Source organism: Thermogemmatispora sp., assembly GCF_019683755.1.
Classification (GTDB): Bacteria; Chloroflexota; Ktedonobacteria; order Ktedonobacterales; family Ktedonobacteraceae; genus Thermogemmatispora.
In genome coordinates this window covers 38,192-44,380 of sequence record NZ_JADGHT010000003.1, presented here as the reverse complement: position 1 = coordinate 44,380, position 6,189 = coordinate 38,192, and the positions used below count along the sequence as shown (strand labels likewise).

Here is a 6,189-nt window from a genome sequence, read left to right as displayed (position 1 = left end):
GATAAAGTGTGTGCCCTGGCTCCTACCCCTGGAGGCAACCATGATGCAAATGAGTGAACAGCAAGTCCGACTGCAGGCGCAGGCTGAGGACAAGCAAGGAGCCATTCGCCAGGCGGGCGACCTCCTGGTACGTAGTGGCTGCATTGAGGCAGGCTACATTGACAGCATGCTGCAGCGTGAGCAGGTTGCCAATACCTATCTTGGCAACGGTATCGCCATCCCCCACGGTTTGCCTCGCGATCAAGAGCTGATCCATCGGACCGGCATCGCGGTCTTGCAGCTACCTGCTGGTGTTACCTGGAACCCTGGCGAGATCGTCCACCTGGTGGTGGCGATCGCCGCCCGTTCAGATGAGCATATTGATGCACTGCGACGGTTGACGCGTGTGCTCGGCGATCCTGCCGCTGTCGAGCGCCTGATCCACACGACTGATCCCCGCGATATTATTGAGGCCCTTACTGGTGAACGGCCCACCGCTCCCAGTACGGAGGCTGACTATTCCGCTTCTTTCGAGACAGTGATTCAAAATCGTACCGGCTTGCACGCCCGACCGGCGGCGCGCTTTGTGGAGCTGGCCCGCGGCTTTCAGGCCGCGATCCGCGTGCGCTATGGCGAGCGGGTTGCCGACGGGAAAAGTTTGATTGCTCTCTTACAGCTTGGGGCCGAGCGCGGTGCCAGAATCCGCGTTTCGGCGGAAGGCCCTGATGCGGCCCAGGCTCTGGCCACGCTGCAGGCAGCCATTGCCGCTGGTCTGGGCGATGAATTGGAACCGCTACCTCCTTCCGATCCGGCTCCCTCTGAGGTGCCAGTATTGCGCTGGGCACCACGTTCGGTGGCTGCCGCTTACAGCGGTCTGGGAGCCGCCGGCGGGCTGGCCATTGCTCCGCTCCAGCGCTATCGCCGCCAGCGTCTGGAAGTTCTCGATCAGCCAACCGATCCCGCTGGCGATGGGCTGGCGCTGCAACGGGCGCTTGATGTTGCGCAGCGCGAGCTAGACCAGCTCTATGAGGAGGTGCGGGCACGTCTCGGTTCGAGTCGGGCGGCCATCTTCCGCGCTCATCGCGAGTTCCTGCAAGATGCCGAGCTGATCCAGGAGGCGGTACGCCTGATCTACGCCGGTCATGGAGCTGCCTGGGCCTGGCAGCAGGCTATTGCCCGGCGGGTGAGCCAGCTCCAGCAGATCGATGATCCGGTCCTGGCGGGACGCGCTGTCGATTTGAGCGATGTCGGTGAGCGGGTGCTTCGTCACTTGCTCGGTGTGGCGGCAGCGGGCGCTTTTCCTACGGCTGGCCCGGTGATTCTGGTGGCCGAGGACCTGACTCCCTCGGATACGGCAGCGCTGGACCCCGATATTGTCCAGGGTCTATGTACGGCGCGTGGTGGGCCAACGTCACACACGGCTATTATCGCCCGCTCGCAGGGTATTCCGGCAGTGGTGGCTGCCGGTGAGGCTGTACTGACGCTTGCCGATGGTACGCCGGCGATTCTCGATGGCTTCAACGGGCGGCTCTATGTGCGGCCAAGTGAGGCCGATCTGGCTGAGGCTCGCGCTTTACAGGCACAACTGCGTCAGCGGGAGGAGGCGGCCCTGCGTCAGCGCTTCCAGCCGGCGGTGACACGCGATGGGCACCGTGTGGAAATTGCGGCGAATATTAATCGCGCTGAGGAGGTCCCCCAAGCCCTGGACGCCGGCGCCGAGGGCGTCGGCCTGATGCGCACGGAGTTCCTCTTTCTGGGCCGGGCCGCTCCCCCCTCGGAGGAGGAGCAGTATGCGACCTATTGCGCGATGGCTCGTGCCTTGAATGGGCGTCCTCTTATTATTCGTACTCTCGATATCGGCGGCGATAAGCATGTGCCCTATCTGCAATTATCCGCCGAAGATTCTTCGTTCTTGGGCTTACGCGGCATCCGTCTGTGTTTGGCCTACCCCGACCTCTTTGTGACACAGCTTCGCGCCATCTATCGCGCGGCAGCCTGCGGCCCAATTAGCATTATGTTCCCAATGATTGCGACGCTGGAGGATTTCGCACAGGCCCGTGAGTATGCCGAGCGCGTCCGCCGTGAGCTGAATGCGCCCCGTCTGCCGCTGGGTATGATGGTCGAAGTACCTTCGGCAGTACTGTTGGCCGAGGAGTTCGCCGCGGAGGTCGATTTCTTCTCGATTGGGACAAATGATCTGACACAGTATACGCTGGCAATGGATCGCTTACATCCACAACTGGCACGGCAGGCCGATGCGCTCCATCCCGCGGTATTGCGTATGGTGGCACGCACGGTCGAGGTGGCTCGCGCCGCCGGTAAGTGGGTTGGTGTCTGTGGCGGCCTCGCTGGTGAGCCGTTGGGCGCCGCCATCCTGGTTGGACTGGGCGTCTCAGAGTTGAGTATGGCGATCCCTGCTCTGGCCACGATCAAGGCCCAGATTCGCAGTCGCACGCTCGCTGAGCTACAGCAGTTGGCTCAGCAGGCTCTGCGCTGTCGCACAGCGGAGGAGGTACGCGGGCTATGAAGGTGGCAACGGTCACCCTTAATCCGGCCATCGATCAGACGGTGTGCGTGGCCGCTCTGGTGCCGGGCCACGTCCACCGGGCCCACACTATGCTGTTTCAGGCCGGCGGTAAAGGGATTAATGTGGCGGCTTTTCTGGCCGCTAGCGGCTGCCAGGTGAGCGCCACCGGCTTTCTTGGTCGCGAGAATGCGACGCTTTTTGAGCGCTTCTTTGCCGAGCGTGGTATCGTCGATGCTTTTGTACGCCTCCCAGGCCAGACGCGCATCGATATCAAGATTGTCGATGAGGAGCGCCGACAGACAACTGATATTAATTTGCCGGGCCTGGCCCCCTCGGAGGAGGCTCTGACGAAGCTTTGTCAGACCATTGATGAGCTGGCCGCTGATTGCCGCTGGTTTGTGCTGGCGGGTACGTTGCCGCCGGCGGTACCCGCCTCCTTCTATGCCACACTCATTGCGCGCCTGAAGGCGCTGGGCCGACTGACGGTGCTCGATGCCAGTGGCGAGGCGCTGGCTCAAGGTATTCTGGCTGGTCCAACCTTGGTGAAGCCGAATCGGGCGGAACTGGAACAGTTGACCGGCCAGCCTTTGACCACTCTCACTGCCGTGGCTCAGGCGGCTCGCTCTTTGCTGCGCCACGATATTCGTCGCGTGGTGGTCTCCCTTGGCGAACAGGGCGCCCTTTTCGTGGAGGATGAGCAGGTATTGCACGCTGTACCGCCCGAGGTAACGGTCGAGAGTACGGTTGGCGCTGGAGATGCAATGGTGGCCGCTCTGGTGCTGGCGGAGCTGCGCGGCCTGGATCTCACCGCCAGCGCTCGCCTGGCTACAGCCTATGCTCTGGCGCGCATTACGCGTCTCGATGGGGCCTTACCGCCGTCGTCCGTATTGGAGCACTACAGCGAGCGCGTGCAGGTTTACTCGCTTGTAGCGCGGCCTGCTGAGGAGTAGCGGAGCACGCTCCCCCGGGCGAGGCCTCTCCAGTCCGGGTCACTCCGCCTGTGCAGGAGGCTGGTCAGCGGCAGGGCCTGACCCGCGATGGTCACCGACTGCACCATGTCTACTGAGCTAGATTGTGCTCGGTGCCACCGGCCCGTTCTATTCTCTCCACGGCGCCTACGCCTGCGACCACAGCGCTGGGTATTCTCTGCCAGCAGGCGACTCGGAGCTATGTGGCGAGCGAGCGAGCACGTGTTTGTTCTCGCTAGCAATGACGCAGCGTCGTTTTGTCGACCCCACCAAGCAAGCACACACAAAGGAGTTTGCGTATGGCACGGATTGTAGCCATTACCTCATGTCCTACAGGCATTGCCCACACGTTTATGGCCGCTGAGGGTCTTCAGCGCGGCGCCGAGGCCCTGGGCCACACTATCAAGGTGGAGACACAGGGTTCAGTCGGGGTGCAGAATACCCTGACTCCCGAGGAGATCACCACCGCCGATGTGGTGATCATCGCGGCCGATACGAAGGTCGACTTGAGCCGCTTCAGCGGGAAGACGGTTTATGAGACCTCGACGAGCGCAGCTATTAAGGATGGGCAGGCGGTCATTCGCGCGGCGCTCGCCCGCGCCGAGGCTGCGGCAGCAGCGCGTCAGGGAGCCGCCGCTAGTAGCGCCGGCAGCCCTACCCAAACGGCGTCACCCGAGAGCAGCGATTATCTGACGCGTGTGCAACAGGCCAAGGCGGCACGTGCCCAGGCTCGTCGTGGTCCCTATAAGCACCTGCTTACCGGCGTCTCGTATATGATTCCCTTTGTCGTGGCAGGCGGAATCTTGATTGCCCTGGCCTTCGCCATTGCTGGCTACCGCATCGCCTTCTACGACACCTCTAATCTGACCACGTTAACGACCGGTTTTCTTGCTCAGCCGCTGCAGTCGCTGGGAGCAGCGCTCTTCGTCATTGGGGCTAAGGCAGGCTTCCTGCTCTTCGTGCCCATCCTTTCAGGCTTCATCGCCTATTCGATCGCCGACCGGCCTGGTATCGCCCCAGGCATGATCGGCGGTGTTCTGGCCAGCCTCACAAACTCGGGTTTCCTGGGCGGCATCATTGCTGGTTTCCTGGCCGGCTACCTGGTACATTGGATGAACCGCAGCATTCGCCTACCCAGCAACCTGGCTGGACTGATGCCGGTGCTGATCCTGCCTCTGCTTGGCTCGTTGATCACCGGGCTTCTGATGCTCTATGTGGTCGGTACGCCGGTGGCCTTGCTTAATCAGGCTCTGGTGAACGGCCTGAAGGATCTGCAGGGGGTCAATGCCGCGGTCTTGGGATTGATCATCGGCCTGATGATGGCCTTTGATATGGGGGGTCCAGTTAATAAGGCAGCGTACGCCTTCTCGACTGGCTTGCTGCTTGATACCCATAATCCGGTTTATCTGCCGATGGCGGCGGCGATGGCTGCCGGGATGACCCCGCCACTTGGGTTGGCCCTGGCGACACTGCTCTTTAAGAATCGCTTCACGCCCGATGAGCGCGAGGCTGGTAAGGCTGCCTGGGTGCTAGGTCTCTCCTTCATTACGGAGGGGGCCATTCCCTTCGCCGCCAATGATCCTTTCCGGGTCATTCCTTCGATCATGGTCGGCTCGGCGGTGACGGGCGCACTCTCGGCCTTCTTCGGCTGCCAGCTCCATGTCCCGCATGGCGGCATCTGGGTCATGTTCCTGCCTGGCGTCGTGGGTAATCTGCCACAGTATCTGCTGTCGATCGTGGCGGGTACGTTGGTGACTACCGGCATGCTCTTCGTCCTTAAGCGCCCTATCGCAGTCGAGCAGGAGCACATGGAGGCAGCCTTGGCTTAAGCTGCGTGCAGGTTCATAGAGCGTAGGAACTGCAGGGGAAGCTGTGTTCGTTCGCGAGAGCTGTGCTCATGACAAGCGAAGCGCCTGGGATGAGGTGCTGGCTGAGGCAGGATCAGCGCAGTTTCATCCCAAGCTAACGCTTGGATAGCCATCAAAGAAATACTCCATCTCTCCCGACACTGGCGAGGATACGAGGAGCACATTTGACAGGCCAGGTTGCTGGTAGAGCAGCCTGGCCTTTCTGGTGCGAGCGAGTCTCTGCCTTCAGAATGTTAGCTGGTACACTAGCACTGTGAGCGAATAGGGCGGAAGCAATGGGGCGCTTGTAGCTGCCCCACGGAGTTGCTCGACACTGAGGGCTGTACTGTCCTCACCGTAGACGTAGCGCACCGCCTGTCGTGGCAGATGCACCCCAGGTCCTCCAGCCACATTCACTCTGGCTTGATAAGCTGTCAGCGGATCGGTATTGATCAGTAGATACTTAGCGATCCATCACGGCGATCCATCACGCCGCTGCACGGCCTAGACCTTGACCAGACTCTGATCAGAGCGGCCTGCCAGGCCGCGGTCGAAAAGGCTCGGCCAGCTTATAGGGTGTGGTTCCTCTCTATTTTGTAACCGTTACCGTAATCGTTTACGTAAGTATATATATTTAGGAGACTTTTGATTGTCAAGAGTGGGACAATAGCAGGCACGATAGAACCGTCGGGATGCTTGTGCTTATGCCGGCGTTTCGGTATACTTATCTCGTAAGCAGGTAACCGAAGCAGGTCACCTGTGATTTCTCACAGAGTAGAGCAGGAACCCGGAGCAGCAAAGCAGAGTAGAGACGACATGAAGGCAGGTTTTTATCGGCCTGCCTGCCTTGAGGCAGTTATGTTCCACA

At 60.9% G+C, this 6,189-nt stretch carries 3 protein-coding genes; all 3 read left to right on the top strand.

The window, feature by feature from the left end; translation table 11 throughout:
- On the top strand, positions 1-2,506 hold a 2,506-nt coding region (gene ptsP, locus IRZ24_RS00805; RefSeq protein WP_297159644.1), incomplete at its 5' end, for a phosphoenolpyruvate--protein phosphotransferase.
- Positions 2,503-3,456 (top strand): 1-phosphofructokinase, encoded by a 954-nt coding sequence (gene pfkB / locus IRZ24_RS00800; protein ID WP_297159642.1) that lies wholly within the window; start codon positions 2,503-2,505, stop codon positions 3,454-3,456. The genes ptsP and pfkB, both read left to right, overlap by 4 nt.
- Positions 3,457-3,773: 317 nt before the next feature.
- Positions 3,774-5,303, top strand: coding sequence for a PTS fructose transporter subunit IIC (locus IRZ24_RS00795; protein ID WP_297159639.1), 1,530 nt, complete (start codon positions 3,774-3,776; stop codon positions 5,301-5,303).
- Positions 5,304-6,189 lie beyond the last annotated feature (886 nt).

Excerpts from the sequence above, each read along its gene's own strand:
- pfkB (WP_297159642.1), top strand. The coding sequence starts at position 2,503 with ATGAAGGTGGCAACGGTCACCCTTAATCCGGCCATCGATCAGACGGTG.
- IRZ24_RS00795 (WP_297159639.1), top strand. The coding sequence starts at position 3,774 with ATGGCACGGATTGTAGCCATTACCTCATGTCCTACAGGCATTGCCCAC.